This is a genomic window from Shewanella sp. 433 (genome assembly GCF_059338565.1).
Window position 1 is genome coordinate 2,596,838 of record NZ_CM181703.1, and the last position, 18,800, is coordinate 2,615,637.

Annotated in this window: 18 protein-coding genes; 8 read left to right on the top strand and 10 right to left on the bottom strand. The window is 48.4% G+C overall.

The window, feature by feature from the left end:
* Positions 1 to 85 precede the first annotated feature (85 nt).
* The 3 genes from AC5YB1_RS11415 to AC5YB1_RS11425 all read right to left on the bottom strand — a co-directional run bounded on the left by AC5YB1_RS11415 (position 86) and on the right by AC5YB1_RS11425 (position 2,328).
* On the bottom strand, positions 86 to 832 hold the full coding sequence (locus AC5YB1_RS11415; RefSeq protein WP_494519270.1) for an HvfC family RiPP maturation protein: 747 nt from the start codon (positions 830 to 832) through the stop codon (positions 86 to 88).
* Complete coding sequence (locus AC5YB1_RS11420; protein WP_494519271.1) at positions 833 to 1,669, bottom strand: HvfB family MNIO-type RiPP peptide maturase; 837 nt, start codon at positions 1,667 to 1,669, stop codon at positions 833 to 835.
* Positions 1,670 to 1,884: 215 nt separating this feature from the next.
* Positions 1,885 to 2,328 carry an HvfA family oxazolone/thioamide-modified RiPP metallophore gene (locus tag AC5YB1_RS11425; RefSeq protein ID WP_494519272.1) on the bottom strand — a complete coding sequence of 148 codons (444 nt, stop codon included), beginning with the start codon at positions 2,326 to 2,328 and terminating at the stop codon, positions 1,885 to 1,887.
* Between the two features lie 368 nt (positions 2,329 to 2,696).
* Here AC5YB1_RS11425 and dusC point away from each other — a divergent pair, with 368 nt between their 5' ends.
* Positions 2,697 to 3,626, top strand: coding sequence for a tRNA dihydrouridine(16) synthase DusC (gene dusC, locus AC5YB1_RS11430; protein WP_494519273.1), 930 nt, complete (start codon positions 2,697 to 2,699; stop codon positions 3,624 to 3,626).
* A 154-nt stretch (positions 3,627 to 3,780) separates the two neighbouring features.
* Positions 3,781 to 4,137, top strand: coding sequence for a TraR/DksA C4-type zinc finger protein (locus tag AC5YB1_RS11435; RefSeq protein WP_494519274.1), 357 nt, complete (start codon positions 3,781 to 3,783; stop codon positions 4,135 to 4,137).
* A 47-nt stretch (positions 4,138 to 4,184) separates the two neighbouring features.
* Here the strand turns inward: AC5YB1_RS11435 and AC5YB1_RS11440 are convergent, their stop codons facing one another.
* From AC5YB1_RS11440 to rnm, 6 genes are all read right to left on the bottom strand, one after another.
* Entirely contained in the window at positions 4,185 to 5,126 is a 942-nt protein-coding gene (locus AC5YB1_RS11440; RefSeq protein ID WP_494519275.1) for a sialidase family protein, read from the bottom strand.
* Between the two features lie 260 nt (positions 5,127 to 5,386).
* A complete protein-coding gene (gene rluB, locus AC5YB1_RS11445) occupies positions 5,387 to 6,253 on the bottom strand; it encodes a 23S rRNA pseudouridine(2605) synthase RluB (RefSeq protein ID WP_494519276.1) in 867 nt (288 codons plus the stop codon).
* The gene (gene scpB, locus AC5YB1_RS11450; protein ID WP_494521630.1) at positions 6,246 to 6,869 is read right to left on the bottom strand and encodes an SMC-Scp complex subunit ScpB; all 624 of its coding nucleotides are present in this window, start codon (positions 6,867 to 6,869) and stop codon (positions 6,246 to 6,248) included. The genes rluB and scpB overlap by 8 nt, the downstream gene beginning before the upstream one ends.
* A 16-nt stretch (positions 6,870 to 6,885) precedes the next feature.
* Positions 6,886 to 7,674 carry a segregation and condensation protein A gene (locus tag AC5YB1_RS11455; RefSeq protein WP_494519277.1) on the bottom strand — a complete coding sequence of 263 codons (789 nt, stop codon included), beginning with the start codon at positions 7,672 to 7,674 and terminating at the stop codon, positions 6,886 to 6,888.
* Positions 7,675 to 7,795: 121 nt separating this feature from the next.
* On the bottom strand, positions 7,796 to 8,416 hold the full coding sequence (locus AC5YB1_RS11460) for an L-threonylcarbamoyladenylate synthase (RefSeq protein ID WP_110458066.1): 621 nt from the start codon (positions 8,414 to 8,416) through the stop codon (positions 7,796 to 7,798).
* Positions 8,413 to 9,273 (bottom strand): RNase RNM, encoded by an 861-nt coding sequence (gene rnm, locus AC5YB1_RS11465; protein ID WP_494519278.1) that lies wholly within the window; start codon positions 9,271 to 9,273, stop codon positions 8,413 to 8,415. The genes AC5YB1_RS11460 and rnm overlap by 4 nt, the downstream gene beginning before the upstream one ends.
* A 422-nt stretch (positions 9,274 to 9,695) precedes the next feature.
* Here rnm and AC5YB1_RS11470 point away from each other — a divergent pair, with 422 nt between their 5' ends.
* From AC5YB1_RS11470 to trpA, 6 genes are all read left to right on the top strand, one after another.
* Positions 9,696 to 11,249, top strand: coding sequence for an anthranilate synthase component 1 (locus AC5YB1_RS11470; protein WP_494519279.1), 1,554 nt, complete (start codon positions 9,696 to 9,698; stop codon positions 11,247 to 11,249).
* Positions 11,246 to 11,860 carry an aminodeoxychorismate/anthranilate synthase component II gene (locus tag AC5YB1_RS11475; protein ID WP_494519280.1) on the top strand — a complete coding sequence of 205 codons (615 nt, stop codon included), beginning with the start codon at positions 11,246 to 11,248 and terminating at the stop codon, positions 11,858 to 11,860. Before AC5YB1_RS11470 ends, AC5YB1_RS11475 begins: the two co-directional genes overlap by 4 nt.
* Entirely contained in the window at positions 11,861 to 12,898 is a 1,038-nt protein-coding gene (gene trpD, locus AC5YB1_RS11480; protein WP_494519281.1) for an anthranilate phosphoribosyltransferase, read from the top strand.
* Positions 12,899 to 12,912: 14 nt separating this feature from the next.
* The gene (gene trpCF / locus AC5YB1_RS11485) at positions 12,913 to 14,358 is read left to right on the top strand and encodes a bifunctional indole-3-glycerol-phosphate synthase TrpC/phosphoribosylanthranilate isomerase TrpF (RefSeq protein WP_494519282.1); all 1,446 of its coding nucleotides are present in this window, start codon (positions 12,913 to 12,915) and stop codon (positions 14,356 to 14,358) included.
* Between the two features lie 69 nt (positions 14,359 to 14,427).
* Positions 14,428 to 15,639 (top strand): tryptophan synthase subunit beta, encoded by a 1,212-nt coding sequence (trpB, locus tag AC5YB1_RS11490; protein ID WP_475516667.1) that lies wholly within the window; start codon positions 14,428 to 14,430, stop codon positions 15,637 to 15,639.
* Positions 15,632 to 16,441: a tryptophan synthase subunit alpha gene (trpA, locus tag AC5YB1_RS11495; RefSeq protein WP_494519283.1), complete on the top strand. Its 810-nt coding sequence runs from the start codon at positions 15,632 to 15,634 to the stop codon at positions 16,439 to 16,441. The genes trpB and trpA overlap by 8 nt, the downstream gene beginning before the upstream one ends.
* Positions 16,442 to 16,589: 148 nt before the next feature.
* Here the strand turns inward: trpA and AC5YB1_RS11500 are convergent, their stop codons facing one another.
* Entirely contained in the window at positions 16,590 to 18,656 is a 2,067-nt protein-coding gene (locus tag AC5YB1_RS11500; protein WP_494519284.1) for a S9 family peptidase, read from the bottom strand.
* Positions 18,657 to 18,800 lie beyond the last annotated feature (144 nt).

Genomic DNA, 18,800 nt, shown 5'->3' on the forward strand with positions numbered 1-18,800 from the left:
ATTAGTGGCTTACATTGATCTAGATCAATTTTCGCGGCCATTATAGTGAGATGTGCCCTCGATAGAAAGTCTTATGAGTAACAAATTAACCGTGCAGCGCTAAGATAATATTTTTATCACTCATCTCAGTTAACATCTGCCTGCAACCATTGACCAACATATCACCATCCATCTGATTAAATGTCTGTTTAAGCCACTGACAAACATCAATAAAGCTAACGCCATCGCACTGGCCGATATAAGCCAACACCTGCGCGGCTAATGGATTTAACTGTAAAAAGCACACTTCATCTTGTGCATCACGGTAGATACAGAAAAAATGGGGCTGGGCGCTTGGGCTCATAGGGCGATAATTGGGACTGATATTCTGCACATCATAGTGATATTGCGCCACTTGCGCCGCGACATTCAGGCACAGTGTCACGTCATTAATTTCTGCTGCGCTAAATGGATGCTGTGTAGGTTGTGTAGGCACCGTCGCCACCAACAGTTCAAGCCATTCATAGTGTGCGAGCTCAAGCATAAAGGGCGCGTCATGTTCATTAGGTTGATATTCATGCTGTAAAAACTGCAAAAATTCTTGTGCTATTTCAATAAAAATCGGTGTTTGACAATCATGATGCACAAAAAAATCTTGCACCAGCGCATTCCAATCATCCTCATCATATAAAGAACAGAGCACCGGGAAACCGTTAGACACAAACCCTTTAATATTATTGAAAAATAGCTCTCGATAAATACGCATCCGGCGTTTATCCGTCCCCGGCGGCAAAGGCAATGAGGGATCACGAATGTAATCGATAAAGGATTGCTGCACTGTTATAAAATTCATTTACGCACTTCGCTCCTGCCGTGATAATGCCGCCGTTTGGTAAGCGTGTATTTGGTTAATCTCCTGCATTAGTATCTCTGTCTTGGGGAGATTAAAGTCGCGCTCTAATAACGTTGGAAAGACCCCATGGTGGGCGTAGCACTGTTGCAGCAGTTGCCACACGGGGGGGATAACGTCGCTACCGTGGGTATCAACCATTAAATCAACGGCCTCTTGATAATGGCCTGCAATGTGTAAATAAGCGATACGCTCGGTGGGCATCGCCTGTAAAAAAGATAAGGCATCATATTGATGGTTAATCGAATTAACATAAATATTGTTTATATCGAGTAATAATCGACAATCTGCCTCACTTAATACCGCTTTAACAAATTCAAGTTCACTCATCTGGCTGGCGGGCGCCGCATAAAAGGAGACATTTTCAAGAATAAAGGGCCGTTCAAGTATCTCCTCTACTTGTTTAATGCGCTCGGCCACATGAATAACCGCTTCATCGGTAAAGGGGATCGGCATTAAATCATACAGGTGACCACTGCCTGAGCAGTAACTTAAGTGCTCTGAATAAATCTCTATCCCATGCAAGTCTAAAAAACCTTTAACCTGTTGCACAAAAGCGGTATCTAGTGGTGCGGGACTGCCGATAGAGAGTGATAATCCATGGCAAAAAAATCGATGCTGCTCCGTCAACTGACGAAATTGACGTCCAAATTTGCCGCCTAAGGTCATCCAATTTTCAGGCGCGACCTCAAAAAAGTCGATCCCGCTCGGTACCGAGTGGCAAAATTCATTGAGCATCTCTCGGCGTAAGCCTAAACCTACGCTAGCTACTGGAGCCATAAGTCCCTCTCATCATTAAACTCATATAAAAATAAAAAGTCTGTACATTAAAGACACTAGGCCAGTAAATACTGGCCTAGTTGGCATTGGTGAATAAAATAGGCACTGCAATTATGGCTCTGCACATTAACACTCTATTCAGCAACTAACCATCACCCATCACAAATCAAGCAATTCAATTGCAAAGGAAAAACAAACACATAGCCTTGCCATACTTACTTATTACCACCACACTTGCCCTCTTTAGTCTTGGTCTCGCCGCCACACTTACCTTCTTTCATGGCTTTTTTCTCGGCGCCACATTTACCTTCACCACATTTGCCCTCTTTCATCGCTTTGTTTTGGGCACCACATTTACCCTCCTGCATGGCTTTATTCATGTTTTCGCCACATTTACCTTCACCACACTTCCCTTCTTTGGCAGCTTTACGCATATTTTCGCCGCATTTACCTTCACCACACTTCCCTTCTTTGGCGGCTTTCTTCATGTTTTCGCCGCACTTACCTTCCCCGCACTTACCTTCCCCATCGAGGAGTTGATAGCCAGATTGCATTTCAGAGTATCCGAATGGATTGGCTTGTGCTTGGGCAGCAAATGCAGTACTGACACAAACAGTACCTAAGGCAACAGCGACTGCGGTTTGTTTAACTAATTTCATAATCTTTCCTTCTTTCATCCAATGGTATGCAACTGGTTGCCAACTCCACAATGATGCTGGCTCTATTATATGACCCGATACGCTTACACTTTATTGCAAAAACTTATCATACATCACAGTTATGCTACAAATGCTGTGATAGTGCAACTCGATCTATTGCCAATGACAGTGCAATTAAGTGATGTCGCCCGTAATATTTTTGTAAGTCTCCTACTCATGACGTAGAATTAGCGCCCTTTAATCCGCTACCTAGCAATACATTCAGTTGCCATTGCTACCGCTAGCGATTATGTCAAACCACACTGTATTTAACGTACTTATTAGTACGATTAGATTTAGCAAGCGAGTTTTCAGAGAGAGCCGAGTCAATGAGAGTAATTTTAGCCCCTATGGAAGGTGTGGCAGATGCACCTATGCGCGCATTACTTACTGCTGTGGGCGGCTATGACATGGTAATAAGCGAGTTTATTCGCGTTGTCGATCAGTTGCTGCCTGAAAAAGTGTTCTATCGCCTGTGCGCCGAATTAAAATACCAATGTCACACCAAATCCGGTACGCCTGTTAGGCTACAACTGTTAGGGCAACATCCTGATTGGATGGCTGAAAATGCGCTTAGGGCCATTGAACTGGGCTCTCGTGGTGTCGATATTAACTATGGCTGCCCTGCGCCTATGGTTAACCGCAGCAATGGCGGCGCCGCGCTCTTAAAAGAGCCCGAAACCATTTATCAGGTGACGAAAGCGGTGCGAGACGCAGTGCCGATAGATAAACCGGTTTCGGCTAAAATTCGACTCGGGTGGGATGATAAAAGCCGCTGTATTGAAATTGCTCAGGCCATTGAAGCTGCAGGCGCCAGTGAACTCACTGTACACGCTCGCACTAAAGAGGAGGCATACCGACCTCCTGCCCATTGGCACTATATTCAAAAAATCAAACAAGTGACTACCCTGCCCATTATCGCCAATGGCGAAATTTGGAGCCGTGAAGATTACCTCAATTGCCGCGAGGCCAGTGGTTGTGATGATGTGATGCTTGGCCGCGGAGCATTGACTGTGCCCAATCTGGCCCATGTGGTTAAAGGCAACCAATTACCAATGACATGGCCCGAGGTAAAAGAGCTACTGATCCAATATTCAGAATTTGAAATTGTCAGCGAAAAAGAGAAATACTATCCAGCTCGAATAAAACAGTGGCTGAGATTTATTGCGCGCCATTATGTAGAAGGTGAAGCCCTATTTTTACAGGTTAGAGTGCTAAAAAATACCGCTGAAATTCTAACGCTACTGCGCAGCAGCTAGTTTGATCCACTAACAAACTCACATTGCTCAACACAGCGCGCTCGATTAGTGTCGATATTTAACAAAATATCACTCACTTTTGATCTTCGTCATAGTCAAGTTGAGTCAGCGGTTTAGACTGGTTACCTAACACGATTAAACTAGGCAATGATTTGTGAGCAGATCCTATATCAGACATGAATTGTCAGAGCTTGAAGCTAATCTCAGGGAAGAGTTAGGCCAACTGCTAGCGCAACATCAGCTATCGATGGATAGTAAGACGCTATCGTTATCAGCATTGATCGATGCGTTAACCGCAGCAAAACTCTGTGATGACCCCTTATTTATACAACTCACCCAGCTCGATGCGGCAATATGTCAGCTCGATATTGGTCTCTACGGCTTGTGCGCCGATTGTGAAACTGATATCGAACCGCAACGCTTGACCCTCAACCCACTGGAGCAGCGCTGTCAACAGTGTGCTGCTGAGCACGCCCACCAGCATCGTCACGAGCTCCGGCTAACTCACTAATAAATTAGCGTTAACCTAGTGTTAACGCTAGTTTTTAGGCTGCTATTTTAGCTAACATCAAGCGTTATATTGGCAAAATAGATGGCGCATTTGCCTTCATGGGATGAATAGTAACTGACCAACAACTCATCGCCTTGCTGCACAATGCCCGCATAACTGGTATCACCACCCGATGGGAACGTCAAACGCTCAACCACAGTGCCTGTATCTAATTTTATTTCCACTAACGATGTCCGCACTAGGTTGTCATATAAACGCACAATGGCGTACAGCCGCTGCCGGTAGATAAAACTTACTGGTCCGCCTATGCGTTTGTCTAATATCCGCCACTGCCAATGAGTATAGGGCGCTGTTGATTGCCCTAACAAGGCACGTTCATCGGTTTGCCACAGCGGATCACGGCGTAATAAACAGTAGGCAACCCCTTGTTCATCAATGCTTAATCCCGCCTCATTGACATATCCAGCCCGACTTAAGTGACTGACTAAGGGTTGCCAATCGAGCAATGCATCCTCGGCGAGCTGTGCTTGGTAAAGCCGTACATAACCATCATGTTCATCGGCATAATAAGCAATGCCAAGTAAGCGATGGTGATGGGCAGTAATGCGCCATAACCATTCATCTTGACCGCCCACAGCCATAGGCTCAGACCAATTGCTGCCGTCATCAGAATACCAATAATAAGATTGAATGCGCGGCGAGCTTCCTTTGGCGAAGGTCGCACCGCTAAACAGATAGAGTTGCCCCTCAAAAACTACTAACTTCGCATCACGTAAATCGGCATCGCTATGGGTTAATGTTGCCACTAAGTCCCAGGTGACACCTGCATCATGTGATGCTAACACCCGAATCATGCCATCGGGCGAGACATGGGCACAGCCCTCTCTAAAGGCACAATAAAGTCGCTGCTTAAACAAGGTAAGGTCGCTAAAGGCATTATGTGCTCCCTTGTCCCAGATGTTGTTCACCCAATTTAATCGCATCGGCATAGCGCATATCCCTAATCACCTTTTATTACGCCACCATTAAGCTTGAACTGCACGATAAGTGCAACCATCTGCAACTTAAGGCAATCGCCAAATACATGTCAAAATAGTGAACGTAATATCATTACCGCCAAGCAGGTACAAAAAAGCCGTCTAAGTGTATTCACTTAGACGGCTTTTAAATCACACCTTACGCTTTATATTAACTAATTAATGCACAGTTACAAGGCACATGCTTCAGCGCTAGGCTTTACTATTTAGCTTTAAGTGCGTTGGCGAGGCGCCTTACCCGCAGTGGTCTTGTGCTTGCGCACCGCACGGCGGATCTTGGCGCTTTTCACTTTAGAGCGAGCAACACTGTGTTTATCGGTACCCATTAAAGTACGGGTCTCTTCTTCGAGTCCGGCTAATTTACGTAGGTAATTAACCTGCTCAATCGGCAATTCTACCCAACCACCACGTGGCAGTGTCTTTGGCAGCTCAATCATACCGTAACGAATACGGATCAAACGGCTAACCTGCACCTCTTGAGATTCCCACAAGCGGCGCACTTCACGGTTACGGCCTTCAGCCAGTGACACATGCCACCACTTATTCATGCCTTCGCCGCCCGCAGGCTTTACTTTATCAAAGTGAGCAGGGCCGTCTTCTAGGGTCACCCCATTACGAAGGCGCTGAATAACAGCATCAGACACTTCACCAAACGTACGTACGGCATATTCACGCTCAACTTCGTGTGACGGATGCATGAGGCGATTAGCCAATTCACCGTCAGAAGTAAACAGCAACAACCCAGAGGTGTTGATATCTAAACGACCCACTGCCACCCAGCGTGAATCACGCGTACGAGGCAAACGGTCAAATACCGTTGGACGTCCTTCGGGATCTTTACGACTGCAAATCTCACCTTCAGGCTTATGGTAAGCAATCACACGACAGACTAAATCTTCTTCAGATTTAACCGATACGCTGCGGCCATCGATACGCACTTTGGCATCAGCTTCGATACGATCGCCAAGCTTGGCAATTTCACCGTCAATACTAACTCGACCTGCAGCAATCCATGCCTCCATCTCACGACGGGAGCCATGGCCTGCACGGGCCAAGACTTTCTGCAATTTTTCACTCATTAGTAGACTCTTCTGTAGTTTTGGGCGCTGACTCTGGCGCGTCTATGTCCGTCTCAGGACGGGTCACACCAGAAAACAGCGCCGCTAATGACTCAGCATCAGATAAAGCAGGAAGATCTGCTATCGTATCTAAGCCAAAATAGGCTAAAAATTCATTTGTAGTCGCATACAGAGCGGGCCGTCCCGGCACCTCTTTATGGCCTACAATCTTTATCCAATGTCTATCGGATAAACTCTTAATAATATGGCTACCGACTGCTACGCCACGAACAAACTCAATATCGCCACGTGTCACTGGCTGACGGTAGGCTATCACCGCCAAGGTTTCTAGCGTCGCTCTTGAATAACGCGGCGCTTTTTCTTGCCATAAACGTTGTAAATAAGGACTTAAGGTTTCAATGGTTTGAAAACGATAGCCCCCAGCCACTTTAACTAATTCAACGCCGCGGCCTTGATAGTCTTGTTGCAATGCTTCGATCGCCGCCTTAATTTTAACCCGTGAAACATTAAAATTGGCCAGCACGCTTTCGCTTAAATGTTTTATCGACACCGTTTTCGCCATCACAAATAGGCTCGCCTCAATCAGCTGCTTAAGTTGTTCTGGATTGATTTGCAGTTTATTTTTCGACAATTCAATACGCCCTAACGTGAATGGTCGACAACGGCTCGGCCTGAATGACGTCAACCAATAACTCTTTGACCAGCTCCATCAGCGCCAGAAAACTCACCACCACACCACTACGCCCTTCGGCAACATCAAACAGGTGTTCAAACGGGACGTAGGACTTACCTTCTAGCATAGCCAAGATCTGGATCATGCGTTCACGGGTCGATAAGGTTTCCCGGCGAACATGATGGTGCTCCGTCGCTTCAACCCGTTTAAGCACCGCGGCAAACGCGCTGGCCAACTCGACTAACGATACCGAAGGCGGCACCATCAGCGGTTTAATATCGGCAGCTGGTAAGGCTCTGGCTTGAAAAATATCACGCTCTAAACGGGGTAACTCATCCAAGCGCTGCTGCGCCTCTTTGATCACTTCATAGGCTTTTAATTGCCTAATCAGTTGTGCGCGAGGGTCTTCCTCTTCCTCATCGGCCACATCAGGTTTAGGCAGCAAAAGCCGAGACTTAATCTCGGCTAATGTTGCCGCCATCACCAGATAATCGGCGGCTAATTCAACCCTAGCCCCTTGCAGCAGTTCAATATATTCAAGATATTGATCCGTCACAGGCGAAATGGCTAAATCGACCACATCGAGTTTCTGCTTGCGGATCAAATACAGCAGCAGGTCGAGCGGACCTTCAAACGACTCAAGAAATACTTCGAGCGCTTCGGGAGGAATAAAAAGATCGGCGGGTAAGTATTTAACCACTTCACCGCGTACCACGGCTAAAGGTAAACTTTGCTGTGTACCCTGCATCCGCTCTCCCAATATCCCTTATTTTTCAAAGGGTAAAACGATAGCCACCAGCACCATTTTAACGGTATGGCTTTTATCAAACGCGCGATTATACCGGGTTAATCCCTCAATAGACAGGGAATTAACCAAATTGACTCACATCGCCAGCCCCAACACGCAATATCTCAATCTCCCCTTCAGACAAGTCGATCACCGTGGTGGGTTTCTGTCCTAAATATCCGCCATGAATAATCACATCCACTTGATGCTCTAAAATATCGCGGATATGCTCGGGATCAGACTCGGTAAACTCTTCTCCTGGCATGATCAAACTGGTCGACATCAACGGTGCATCCAACGCTTCAAGTAAGGCCAGCGCGATAATGTTGTCGGGTACCCGAATACCTATGGTCTTCTTTTTCGGGTTTTGCAGACGCTTAGGCACCTCTTTGGTCGCCTTAAAAATAAAGGTAAACGGCCCAGGTGTGTTATTTTTAAGCACACGATAAGCTTGGTTATCGACGCGGGCGTAGGTTGCCAGCTCAGACTGGTCACGCACCATCAAGGAAAAATCATGATCGTTATCAATCTGACGAATGCGCGCAATACGCGTCATCGCCTCCTTTTCACCCAATAAACAGCCTAAGGCGTAACCAGAATCGGTGGGGTAAACTACCACTCCACCTTGCTTAATCAGTTGCGCCGCTTGGTTAATCAAACGCGTTTGTGGGTTTTCCTCATGAACATAAAAAAATTGACTCATCGGCTTTCCATCCATTTATCCATTTGCCAAACCCAGTCGACCCCCTGGGGTTGGAACATATTTTTACCCAACTCAATCCAGCTACCCGGAAAGTGGAAATCACTGCCAAGGGACGCGAATAGCTGATTGAGTTTGCTAAGGGCGATTAAATTATTGCGATCATCTAAGGTTTGCTGACCCAGCACCACTTCCATAGCATCGCCGCCGGCCGCTTTAAAGTCGCGTACTAAACGCTTTAACCATTTAGCCGACAACTTATAACCACTTGGATGCGCTAATACCGCAACGCCGCCAGCCTGATGAATAATCTCAATGGCGCTGGCCATGTCGGACCAATTATTAGGTACATAGCCAGTTTTTCCTCGGGCAAGGTATTTCTTAAATACCGACGCCTGATTGACCGCATAGCCATGTTCTGCCAGCCATCTCGCATAATGGCCACGACTTAATGCCGCACTACCCGCGAACGCTTTTGCGCCTTCGTAAGCCCCTTCTATACCGGCTTTTTCTAACCTAAGACCTATCTCTTTAGCACGGGTTTCGCGCAGGGTTCGTTGCTGACAGAGAAACCCATCAAGCGTGGCGTTTGTTCTATCGATGTTTAAGGCAACAATATGAATATCAAAGTTATTCCAACGAGTCGATATCTCGGTGCCATCCACCAATTTTAGCGGCTCAGGCTGCGCATTGTTAAAATGGTGCGCCTCATCGAGGCCCGCCGTCGTATCGTGATCAGTAATGGCCAACACCTGCACCCCTTTTTCAAGGGCACGCGCGACTAACTCTGAGGGCGTTAATTGGCCATCAGATGCGGTGGTGTGGCTGTGTAGATCGATTAAAAGCGTTTCATCTGTCATCCGCATATTCTACTCGAGTTTGCCATTAGAAACATCTAATTGGCTTAACTTATTTACACAAACATTGATGGTCAAATACCGCTGTGCCTTGGCATTAATCACTATTTTTAGAAATAGAAAAATATTCCATTGACATGACCGCCATGCTGATGCTTTTATATAGCCAACGACATAATTTAACTTTTACATGACTTTTCGAGACACAATTTTATGACACAGCAATTTAATCACATCATTTGGTGGTGGCACTTCCCAACATAGCGGGTGGTGTGAAATTCTGTGCTCATGTAAAAGAGACAAGATTGAAACAACAAGCCCGCATTAAATGCGGGCTTTTTGCATTTAAGGGTTTAATTTTATTAACGTATTTTATTAATTAATACCAATCAAATTAACGATTTGATCGGCGCAGGAGCAGACACATGGCGTTACCCTCTCTGGCAAGAGTCAACACAGTAAAGGAGCGGATCACTTACCAAGACGATCCACTCAACTTGTATCAACAACTTACCCAAAATGCGCCGCACACCATGTTGCTCGAATCAGCAGAGATAGACAGTAAAGACCACCTAAAAAGTATCGTGATGACGCACGCCGCGATGATGATACGTTGTGAAGGCTTTCGCCTGATCTTTACTGCACTCAATACTAATGGACAGTCACTGTTAGCGCCCATTAAGGCTTTTTTTAACCTCGACAATGCCGAGCTTCACGACAATCGCTTAACCCTGACGCTCAATCAAGCGCCAGCCCAGCTCGATGAAGACGCCAGACTCAAAGCCACCTCCGCTTTAGATGGCCTAAGGGCTTTGGTGCAACATATCGATTGCGGTGATGATGTAGGGTTTGAGTCGTTATTTCTAGGCGGCGTATTAGCCTATGATCTTATCGATACCGTCGAGCCACTGCCCACGGTGCCAGAGAGTGAAAATAGCTGTCCTGATTACCTGTTCTATTTAGCTGAAACCCTGATTTTGGTTGATCACCAGCAGCAAACTGCCAACTTGATAACCCATGATTTTAGCCAGCAAGTGAGCGTTCAAGCAGCGTTGGCGGCGCGTGCTGAGACCCTAAAAAGTGCCTGTCATACGCTGGACCCTATCGAGGCCTTAATCCCAATTGATGCGCCAACCCAAGTCAACATTAACGACGAAGCCTTTATCAACATAGTCAACGACTTAAAAGAACATATTATTGCTGGTGATATTTTTCAAGTGGTGCCCTCACGCAGCTTTAGCCTCCCTTGCCCGAACACATTAGGGGCATACCGCGCACTGCGCCTTACCAATCCCAGCCCTTATATGTTTTATTTTCGCGGCGACGATTTCACCTTGTTTGGCGCCTCCCCCGAAAGCGCCCTTAAATATGAGGCGGCAACCAATCAAGTGGAAATTTATCCTATTGCTGGCACACGTAAACGTGGCAAAAAAGCCAATGGTGACATCGATTTCGATCTAGACAGCCGTATCGAACTGGAGCTAAGACTGGACAAAAAAGAGCTCTCTGAACATTTGATGTTGGTGGATCTTGCCCGTAACGATATCGCACGTATTAGCCAAAGCGGCAGTCGCCAAGTGCCCGAGTTACTTAAAGTGGATCGCTACTCCCATGTGATGCATTTAGTCAGCCGCGTAACCGGCCAATTGCGCAGCGACCTCGATGCCCTACACGCTTACCAAGCCTGCATGAACATGGGCACCTTAACGGGCGCCCCTAAAGTCAGTGCGGCCCAATTGATCCGCGGCGCCGAACAAGCGAGGCGCGGCAGCTATGGCGGCGCCGTTGGCTACATCAATGGCCTAGGCGATATGGATACCTGCATAGTGATCCGCGCAGCCTTTGTTAAACAGGGAACGGCGCATATTCAAGCTGGCGCAGGGGTTGTGTTTGACTCCGATCCCCAGGCCGAAGCCGATGAAACCCGCCAAAAAGCACAAGCGGTCATTACAGCCATCAAGATGGGAGGCGGACAATGAAACTGTATCTGCTGGATAATTTCGATTCATTTACCTACAACCTGGTGGATCAATTTCGCAGCCTAGGTTGTGAAGTGATTATTTACCGTAACGATGTGGCGGCAAGCTTTATCGCCGATAAGCTGCTCAGTGAAACCGAGCCCGTGGCGTTAATCTTATCACCAGGCCCTGGTGCCCCCCATGAAGCAGGCTGCTTAATGGCGCTTATTGGCCTGCTGGCAGGCAAAGTCCCTATGCTGGGGATCTGCTTAGGCCATCAAGCTATGGTTGAACACTTTGGCGGTAAAGTTGAGCGCGCCACACAGGTGATACACGGTAAGGCCAGCCCAACCATACACTCAGGGCAAGGGATCTTCCACGGACTGCCCTCGCCGCTGCCGGTGGCCCGCTATCACAGTTTAGTCGCCACCCAAGTACCCGACTGTTTAACAGTGATCGCCACCACCGACACCATGCCGATGGCCATTACCCATAAGGATTTCAAAGCCATTGGCTTTCAATTTCACCCAGAATCAATTTTGACCACCTTAGGCAGCCAGTTGTTAACCCAAACATTGGACTATTTAACAGGTGACGAACTCGGGTTAAGTACTGATAAAGGAGCACTGTAAATGAGCGACCTACAAGCGATTATCGATAAGTTGTATTTAGGTCAGAGCGTCAGTCGCGACCAAGCTAACTTGCTCTTTAGCGCCATTATTCAAGGTGAAATGAGCGAAGCCACTATGGCTGGCATGTTGGTCGCGATGAAGATGCGTGGTGAAACCATCGATGAGATCTCCGGTGCTGCCGACGCGCTACGCGCCGCCGCCAAGGTGTTTCCGATACCCAATGCCACCACCCGCAGCCAAGGGATAGTCGACATAGTCGGCACCGGCGGCGATGGCCATAACACCATCAATATCTCCACCACCGCAGCCTTTGTGGCCGCCGCCGCTGGCGCCAAAGTGGCTAAACATGGTAATCGCAGCGTATCGAGTAAATCAGGCTCATCGGATCTACTATCGCAATTTGGTATCGACTTAACCATGGCGCCAGAGACCGCACGCGACTGCCTCGATGAGTTGGGGTTATGCTTTTTATTTGCGCCCCATTACCATGGCGGAGTACGTCATGCCGTGCCGGTGCGCCAATCATTAAAAACCCGCACCCTATTTAACCTGTTAGGTCCGCTTATCAACCCTGCTAACCCAGATTATATTGTACTGGGCGTGTATAGCCGTGAGTTAGTTGAACCTATCGCTAATGTGCTTAACACATTAGGACTCAAACGGGCCATGGTGGTGCATGGCAGTGGCTTAGATGAAGTGGCCGTGCATGGTGACACCTTAGTGTGCGAGCTCAAAGACAAGCAGATCTCCCAATATACCCTTACCCCATCGGCATTAGGGGTTGAGCAAGCGACATTAGCCGAGCTTGAAGGTGGCACCCCAGCTGAAAATGCCGCCATCACGCGCGCCATTTTACAGGGGCAAGGCAGCCAAGCACATCGCAATGCTGTGGCCGTCAATGCAGGGTGCGCGCTCTATATTTCGGGCAACAGCGACACTCCCCTCGAGGGGGTAAAGCAGGCGTTAGCCATACTCGACAGTGGCAAAGCCTTCACCTTACTTGAGCAGCTCGCCAACGCCAGCAGCCCTGCCAATTAATACGAGGAGTCATTGTGAGTAATCAAGCAGCGCCAAGCCAAAGTAACGTATTAACCCGTATTGTTGCGACCAAAGCGGCACATATTGCCGCGCTCAAGTTGCGTTTTCCAGAAGCATCACTTCAGCCCAAGCAGTCGGATCGCAGTCTATTTGCAGCATTAAAAGCGCCCAACGCAGGCTTTATCTTTGAATGCAAAAAAGCCAGTCCGTCTAAAGGGTTAATTCGCCAAGACTTTGATGTTGAAGCTATCGCCGATGTTTACGCCCATTACGCTGCGGCAATATCGGTACTGACCGATGAGCAGTTTTTTCAAGGGGATATGGATTATATCCCTAAGGTGCGGGCGCGCGTTGCACAACCGATTTTGTGTAAAGACTTTTTTGTCGACACTTATCAAATCAAACTGGCGGCGCATCAAGGTGCCGATGCAATTTTGCTGATGTTATCTGTACTCGATGATGCGCAGTATCGTACTCTGGCTCAGCAAGCGCAGGTCTATCAGCTTGATATCCTGACAGAGGTGAGCAATGAAGCCGAGCTGCAGCGAGCCATCGCGCTCGATGCCGCCATTATTGGCATAAACAATCGCAATCTTCGCGATCTATCCACCGATTTAGCCACCACAGAGGCGCTCGCTCCCGCCATACCGCAAGATCGGGTGATCATCAGTGAGTCAGGCATTTACCAGCATGCTCAGGTACGCCGCTTGAGCCCGTTAGTCGATGGTTTTTTGGTGGGCAGCTCCTTGATGGCCGAGGACGATTTAGATATCGCGTGCCGCGCGTTGACACTAGGACACAACAAGGTGTGTGGGTTGACACGTGATGCTGATATACAAGCTGCAACCGACGTCGGCGCCGTCTACGGCGGGCTGATTTTTGCCCCCAAATCTCCCCGTTATATCAGCCCAGCGCGCGCACTTGAGCTAGTACAGCGCCAACGCGGCAGAGGTAAAGCGCTGCGATTTGTCGGGGTTTTTGTCAATGAGGCCACTGAGGTTATTGCCGCGATTGCGGCCTCGCTTAACCTGTTTGCGGTGCAATTACATGGCAAGGAAACCGCCGAAGATATCGCTACGCTGCAACAGGCACTCAAGGCTCTCGATTGCAACGCGCAGATATGGAAAGCGCTCCCCATTAGCGTCGATAGCGGCACAGCAAACCTTAACATCGAAGTGCCCCCCAAAATCGATCGACTACTGTATGACAGCCAACGGCTTAACAAACAAGTCGATAACGCTGGCCAATTTGGCGGCACCGGGCGGTGTTTTAATTGGCAGTTGGCCCTGCCCCATAAAGCACAGGCCATGTTAGCTGGCGGGCTCAATGACCAAAACGCTGCACAAGCGGCAACACAAGGATTTTTCGGTTTGGACTTTAACTCCGGCCTTGAGAGCGCGCCTGGGCTAAAAGATAGCCATAAACTGAACGCTGCCTTTAAGGCGTTACGCCAATATTAAGCAGATTGACCATACACTTATTGATATTTCGCCCAGCACTCACTCTGGGCAACACATTAGGACACGATTATGACTAAGCTTGACCCTTACTTTGGCGAATATGGCGGTATGTATGTACCACAAATATTGATGCCAGCATTGAAGCAACTGGAGTCGGCCTTTGTCGATGCGCAGCAAGATGAAGCCTTTCAAGCCGAATTTAACGACCTGCTGAAAAACTATGCCGGGCGTCCTACCGCCTTAACCTTAACCCGTAATTTAAGTCCCAACCCTTTAGTCAAAATCTACCTAAAGCGTGAAGATTTACTCCATGGCGGTGCCCACAAAACAAACCAAGTGTTAGGTCAAGCTTTACTGGCTAAACGCATGGGCAAAAAAGAGATCATCGCCGAGACGGGCGCAGGCCAACACGGCGTCGCGACCGCGCTGGCTTGTGCCCTGCTGGGGTTAAAATGCAAGGTGTATATGGGTGCCAAAGATGTCGAACGTCAATCACCGAACGTGTTTCGGATGAAACTGATGGGCGCCGAAGTCATTCCGGTGACGTCAGGCTCTAGCACCTTAAAAGATGCCTGTAACGAAGCCATGCGTGACTGGTCTGGCAGCTATGACAAAGCCCACTACCTATTAGGCACAGCGGCAGGGCCGCACCCGTTCCCAACCATAGTGCGTGAGTTTCAGCGGATGATCGGCGCCGAAACCAAAAAACAGATCCTCGAGCGCGAAGGACGCCTACCCGATGCCGTCATTGCCTGCGTCGGCGGCGGGTCAAACGCTATTGGGATGTTCGCCGACTTTATCGATGAACCCTCGGTGCAGCTTATCGGTGTCGAGCCTGCGGGCTTAGGCATAGACACGCCGATGCACGGCGCGCCGCTTAAACACGGGAAAACCGGCATTTTCTTTGGCATGAAAGCGCCATTGATGCAGGATAAAGAGGGCCAAATTGAGGAGTCTTACTCTATCTCGGCAGGCCTGGATTTCCCCTCGGTGGGACCACAACACGCCCATTTGGCGGCAACTGGGCGAGCCACCTATGAGTCTGCTACCGATGATGAAGCCTTAGAAGCGTTTCAACAATTAGCGCGTTGTGAGGGCATTATTCCGGCGTTGGAGTCGGCTCATGCACTCGCTTACGCCGTTAAATTGGCCAAACAAGCCACCAAAGAGACCCTGCTCGTGGTTAACCTGTCGGGGCGAGGTGATAAAGATATCTTCACCGTCGCCGACATTCTCGAACAACAAGTTAAGTCAGCACCACAGGAGAGCGGCAATGAGTAACCGTTATGACGCCACGTTTAGCGCCCTTAAGGCCAACAATCAGGGCGCTTTTGTCCCCTTCGTCACCTTGGGTGATCCAAGCCCTGAATTGTCGCTACAGATAATCGACACCTTGGTCGATAATGGCGCCGATGCCTTAGAGCTAGGGTTCCCGTTTTCCGATCCGCTCGCCGATGGCCCCGTGATCCAAGGTGCAAACCTGCGCTCACTGGCAAGTGGCACGACCGCAAGCCACTGCTTTGAGATGTTAAGCCAGATCCGAAACAAGTATCCCGATTTACCCATCGGCCTGTTGCTGTACGCTAACTTAGTCTATAGCAATGGCATCGATACTTTTTATGCCAAAGCCAAGGCCGCTGGTGTCGATTCGGTATTAATTGCCGATGTACCGGTCGAGGAAGCCAAACCCTTTATCGCGGCGGCAACGCACCATGGCATAGCGCCCATTTTTATTGCGCCGCCTAACGCCGATAGCGACACACTGCAACAGGTGAGCGAGCATGGCAAGGGTTATACCTATTTGTTGTCTCGTGCGGGCGTGACGGGCACCGAGTCAAAAGCCGGCATGCCTATCGCCGATATATTAGCCCGCTTAAAGGCCTTTAACGGCGCGCCGCCTCTGCTGGGATTTGGTATTGCCGAGCCTGCGCAGGTGCGCGAGGCCATTATTGCCGGTGCTGTTGGGGCGATTTCTGGCTCAGCCGTGGTTAAGATCATCGTCGAGCATCAAGAAGATCCTGCAAGGTTACTGGCCACATTAGCCGAATTTACCCGAAATATGAAAGCCGCCACCTTAATGTAACCAAGCTGAATGTAACCAAGCCTAATCGACATAAACTATCAAAGTATGACTCAACAAAAAAGCGCCTGATAACAGGCGCTTTTTTTATCAAGGTAATGATGTTTGATACTGACTTAATTGAGCGTCAATCAAGCGCACACGCCATGCTTTAAGCTTGGGTTTTTACCGCCTCTAGCTTAGCTTTATGATCTAACTCGAAGCTAGGCAAGCTGGTTGCACCTTGCTTAAGATAATGATCCATCCAACGCATCAAACGCAGATGATAATCATACTGGGCAGCCGCTTTACGGTTACCATGACCTTCGCCAGGGTAATAGACCAAACGTACCGCTTTACCTTGCACTTTCATGTAGCGATACAGCTCCATCGACTGCGCCGGATGCACTCGAGGATCCTCTTTACCGTGCATGATTAGCAGCGGCGTTTTAGACTGACCCGCCCAGTAAATGGGGCTGCGCTCTAAATACCATTGCCATTTTTCCCATGGGTATGAGCGTGCATGCACTAGATGCATCTCGTTGGAGATATCTGTGGTACCAAACTTTGACAGTTGATTGCTCACGCCAACAAACATCACACTGGCAGCAAAATGCTCAGTTAACTTAGTCGCCGCCCACGCAGAGGCGTAACCGCCGTAGGAGCCGCCGGTGATACCGACTCTTTTGGCATCCACCAGCCCCATATCCACAAGGTGGTCTTTAAAGCTGACTAAATCGTCAAACTCCTTGCCAGCATAATCGTTTTGCCCAAGCTTGGAGTAATCAACCCCCTTGCCTGTACTACCACGGTAATTGGGGTAAAACACCGCGTAGCCTTGCGCCGCTGCCAGCTGCCCTGGACGCGAGTAGTTGGTTAACCAACCGTCCTTATCATGGCTCTCTGGCCCCCCATGTACTGACATGATTAAGGGGTAACGCTGGCCCTTTTTATAATCCAGTGGGTAGATGAGTATGCCGCCAATCTCGACGCCATCACTGGTGTTAAATGAAATGGATTCTTGCTTGGCAAAACGTTTGTTGTCTAGCCAAGGATTAGAATTGCTCAAACGAGTAGCGCTAGATGCACGGCTACTGAGTTGATAGACCTCATTAGGGTGTTTAGCGGTATTGGCACGCATCACCAAGGTGTTGTCTGAGTCTGATAAACTCAATTGTGAGGCGATGAGTTGCCCAGGTTTGACCACGGTGCGGTAATCGCTGCTACCCGGTTTGAGTAAACCAACTAAAGAGTCAGTATTGATATTGCTGATAAAATACAGCTCGTTACTCTTGTTCTTCCACTCAAAATCACTTACATGACCCAAGTGGTTAGGTAACCATGAACTTATCTTGCCTGTTTTCGTCTCGGCCAGATAGAGTCGCCCAGTAGCTGGATCGTGCTTATCTTGCGCCCCAAGGATCGCCACATATTGGCCATCATAGGAAAACTCTGCCGCACCTAATTTACCTTCGGTGATAAACGAGGTCATGACCTGTTGCTTGTTGGCATCGACAAGATGCCATTGGGACTTCATGTATTGATCGTCAATTAAAGCACTAGGCTGAGTCTTAACCAATAACTGGCTGTCATCTGCCGACCACTGCACCGCCGACACCACACCATCGATTTGCCACGCAACAGGGGTTAACGGCTCATCATTAACGGCCAGTTCAAGCACAAATAGCTGCTTATTGGTTAAGTCTTCTTCATAGACTTCGGCCATAAAGCCGAGTTTTTTCAACTCATCGACACTGCTATCTTTAGCCGGGTTGGCAATTAAGGCGACCTGCTTACCGTTATGACTTAAAGCATAGTCGGCGACATCGGTCCCTTTAAGCGCCAAGGTCTTAACCGCTTGCCCGCCATTAAAAGGGATTCGATACAGGGCGGTGTGTTTATCTTCGCCCATCTTAGCTAAGAAATAGACTAACGACCCGTCGGCAGACCACTTGATATTATTAATGGTCACCTGCCCGGTAATATATGGGCGTTCAACCCCCTTACCATCGACCAAGTACAGTTCGGCCCAGTGGGCACCGTTTTCTTCTTTGTATAACTGCCGAGGCACATAGCGTGTAAACGCGACATTATCGCCCGATGGACTCACTTGTACCTGTGCTACCTGTTGTAGGCCTATGACCTCTTCGGCTGTCAGCAAGTCGGCGCTGCTACTAAAACTGAAAATGCCTAACGATAACGCTATTGCCTGCTTAACAGTATTTAACTGCTTAATCATCAATATCACTCCAATTTGTTCATTTTATTGTTTTTCTCTTGATCTGCTCTGCCATTATAGGTTTTTGTTAACAAAACAAAAGCACCTAAGAGACATTATTCCCCCCTGGTGAAGACTATAATGCAACAGATGTGAACGATTGCC